The following is a 3,192-nucleotide window of genomic DNA, read 5'->3' on the forward strand; positions in this document are numbered from 1 at the left end:
ATTTTGATATGACATGACATAGCGAATTTGAGCAGAACCATTAATATCACCTGAATACGTTTGGGTAATTTCGGCAATGGTTTGTTTGTTGTTATTGTCGTGTTCAGCATAAGCCGATTCATTCCAAGCGGTGATTTGAAATACACCTTTTAAGACTATTTTTGTCATATAGAGCCCTATTTGTGATGTTAATAAGTTCTAATCGTCAGGACCAGTTGACTTATCGTGCTTGAAAGATCAACAGGCCCTTATATAAAGTTAACTTAACCATGTCTATGGCAAATGTCCAATTCACAAACAAGACTCGACAGATTTTGGTAGAGGCAGTAGGATGAAACAAATTTGCCAGCAAGAGCAATGCAGTAGGATAACGCATGGAACAACGAAAAGTATTATTGGCCGGTGGTAATTTACTGCAGGCTCACACATGGAAAGGGCTACTGGAAACGAGTGGGATCGAAGTTGATCTTAAAGGTGAAGCACTCATAGGTGGCGTAGGCGGTTTGCCGATTGAAATGCAAACGGTTGAGTTATGGGTAGCAGATAATCAACTTGCCGCTGCGCAAACGTTACTGGATGCACTCGATATTGAACAGCCTCAATGGCAATGTGTCCAATGCCATGAAATAAACGAAGGCAGTTTCGAATTGTGTTGGCAATGTAGTTCGCAAAGAAGTGAAATGCATAACGAATAAGCCTGAGTATAAGATGGTTTTTAGCGTTGAAGTCCATCTTTACCACCAAATGTTGTTGCAGATAAACGGGGTTAATCACGACGTAAACTTTTGGGGCAAAGTCCCTAAGCCGATTTATGTTTTGCAATATTGCACCTAGCTTATAAATAAGCGTCTCGTTTAACTGAGCCACTAGGGCCTATTTGTGGCTTATTGTGACGCAGTTAGCGCTTATTCATCTATAAATGACACCATCATAAACCCCTCTTTGTAGTAAATTGCCACAAACTGCTGCAAAATTGTTTTTCAAAAATCCAATAGACTCTATGATTAAACTACTTTTAGGTTTATGACGTATGTAGTGCTAATTTGTCACAAATGAGTGACTTAACTAACTTAAGGAAACGCTATGCAACCCTCTCCAGCATTTGCCAGTTTGGTCGATTCTGTTATGCCTCATGTCAACTTATTAACCATTGAGCAATATCAACAACAAGATCAATGGCAATTAATCGATGTGCGAGAAGATAACGAGTGGTTACAAGGGCATTTACCTAATGCAAAACACCTCAGTCGTGGCATTATTGAGCGTGATATAGAGCATCGCTTTCCTGATAAAAGCACCCCAATATTACTTTATTGTGGAGCGGGTCAACGTGCTGCATTATCTGCCTATAATTTACAGCTCATGGGTTATACGCAAGTAGCCTCAATGATTGGCGGATACCGTGCTTGGATACAACATCAATTCCCTATCGTTGAAGACTGAGTAGATTAATGCAATATTTCCCTTTGTTTGTTGATACTCAAGGTTTACAGGTTTTATTGGTGGGGGCTGGTGAGGTTGCCACACGTAAACTCGATCTGTTGTCTCGTACTGATGCTCATATTCATGTAATCGCACCAACGGTTGCCAATGATATTGAAAACTATCATACACAAGGTCGGATCCAGCTGTCTCGTCGTGAAGTCTGTGCAGATGATATTGCCAATGTCGATATCATTTACCTTGCCACTGCCGATGAGCAATTGAATATGGATTTTGCGCAGTTGGCCACGGAGCGGGGGATTTGGGTGAATGTGGTCGATAATCCTAAATTTTGTCGATTTATTACGCCTTCGATAGTAGATCGAGGCAGGTTAGTGGTTGCGATCAGTACAGCTGGTGCCGCACCTGTTTTCGCTCGAACTATCCGTTCACGTCTCGAAACCATGCTACCGTCATCATTAGCGCCTTTATTTGATTTTGTTGCCAGTAAGCGCGAGGAAGTACAACATAAATTATTAGCAGGTAAAGATAGACGTTTATTTTGGGAACGATTTTTTACCACGAACCAAGATAAATTCGATACATTAACAGAACAACGCTATCTTGAGGCTTTTGAAGACTTTAGTGTTAAAGGTGAGATTCTTTTGTTAATGGAGGATACGCCGGCACATTTACTCCCTATTGCCGCCATGCCGTTGTTACAGACATTAGACGTGGTTTACAGTGATGGTGCACTTGATAGTGACATTAATGAATTATTAAGGCGAGACGCAAATAGAGAAGCTGTGCCATTGCTAAGTGATATCACTCATCAATATGAACACGGAGCTCGTATGTTAATTGTGTCTTCTGCTGCTAAAGTCGCCCAGTTCAGCGCGCATTTTCCAATGGCAAAACATCTACGTCCTGGTGCTATTTAACCCAAGATGTACGATGTTCTATTATGCCGAGTCTACTTTGTAGTAGACTCGGTTTTTTTATCCTCGTAGGAGCCTTTTATGGCCGCTAAAGCTACCGTTTTTAAAGTTTCGTTGCAAATTGCAGATATGGACCGTCATTATTATGCCGATCATCAGTTTACCTTAGCCCAACATCCGTCCGAAACCGATACGCGGATGATGGTGCGTTTACTGGCATTTGCCATTAATGCATCAGAAACGTTAGTGTTCAGTAAAGGTTTATGTGTTGATGATGAAGCGGAACTTTGGGATAAAAACCTCAGTGGTGAAATCGATCTTTGGGTTGAGTTTGGCCAAGCTGATGAGAAGTGGCTTAGAAAAGCATGTGGTCGGTCAAAACAGGTTATTCTTTATACTTATGGCGGCCGAAGTGTACCAATTTGGTGGCAGCAGAATCAGCAAGCGTTTGCTCGCTACGAAAATTTAACTGTGATTAATTTTCCTGAAGATGCGGTGAAAAAAATGGAAGTTTTTGTTAATCGTAATATGGCGTTACAAGTTAGTCTTAGCGAAGGGCAAGTGTGGTTCTCAGATGCAAATAATAGCGTGTTAATAGAGCCAGAAACGTTAAAGTAGTGGCGTTCAGGTTGTTTGGCTACAATCACAACATCTATCATAATTACGATCACAGTAAAGTGAATCTAACCTTAATTTTGTAGAAATTAATTAAGTTTAATCAAATGGGTCTTGTACTAATAAAATCACAGGCAGATAATCAAATCATGTAGTGAGCATCACAATAAATTATAACTAATTAATAAATATGATGTTTCACGTTTCGCGATGGTTG

General features: G+C 40.4%; 5 protein-coding genes. 4 read left to right on the forward strand and 1 reads right to left on the reverse strand.

Translation table 11 applies throughout. The annotated features are described in order from the left end of the window. On the reverse strand, positions 1–168 hold a 168-nt coding region (locus tag CXF78_RS18095), incomplete at its 3' end, for a DUF3224 domain-containing protein (protein WP_145991553.1). A gap of 206 nt (positions 169–374) precedes the next feature. On the opposite strand from CXF78_RS18095, the gene CXF78_RS18100 reads away from it, so the two are divergent. The 4 genes from CXF78_RS18100 to CXF78_RS18115 all read left to right on the forward strand — a co-directional run bounded on the left by CXF78_RS18100 (position 375) and on the right by CXF78_RS18115 (position 2,978). Then, positions 375–695 (forward strand): putative signal transducing protein, encoded by a 321-nt coding sequence (locus CXF78_RS18100; RefSeq protein WP_011638146.1) that lies wholly within the window; start codon positions 375–377, stop codon positions 693–695. 388 nt (positions 696–1,083) lie between these two features. Then, entirely contained in the window at positions 1,084–1,443 is a 360-nt protein-coding gene (locus tag CXF78_RS18105; protein ID WP_059744424.1) for a rhodanese-like domain-containing protein, read from the forward strand. Between the two features lie 8 nt (positions 1,444–1,451). Further along, positions 1,452–2,363, forward strand: a complete 912-nt coding sequence (locus tag CXF78_RS18110; protein WP_102037546.1) for a precorrin-2 dehydrogenase/sirohydrochlorin ferrochelatase family protein — start codon at positions 1,452–1,454, stop codon at positions 2,361–2,363. Positions 2,364–2,441: 78 nt separating this feature from the next. Then, entirely contained in the window at positions 2,442–2,978 is a 537-nt protein-coding gene (locus CXF78_RS18115) for a YaeQ family protein (protein ID WP_102037547.1), read from the forward strand. The last annotated feature ends 214 nt before the right edge of the window (positions 2,979–3,192 follow it).

Origin of the sequence: Shewanella sp. 11B5 (assembly GCF_002836795.1) — a bacterium.
GTDB lineage: Bacteria > Pseudomonadota > Gammaproteobacteria > Enterobacterales > Shewanellaceae > Shewanella > Shewanella frigidimarina.

What these genes read in the sequence shown, in the direction of transcription:
- CXF78_RS18105 (WP_059744424.1), top strand. Translation starts at nt 1,084, where the DNA reads ATGCAACCCTCTCCAGCATTTGCCAGTTTGGTCGATTCTGTTATGCCT.
- CXF78_RS18110 (WP_102037546.1), top strand. Translation starts at nt 1,452, where the DNA reads ATGCAATATTTCCCTTTGTTTGTTGATACTCAAGGTTTACAGGTTTTA.
- CXF78_RS18100 (WP_011638146.1), top strand. Translation starts at nt 375, where the DNA reads ATGGAACAACGAAAAGTATTATTGGCCGGTGGTAATTTACTGCAGGCT.
- CXF78_RS18115 (WP_102037547.1), top strand. Translation starts at nt 2,442, where the DNA reads ATGGCCGCTAAAGCTACCGTTTTTAAAGTTTCGTTGCAAATTGCAGAT.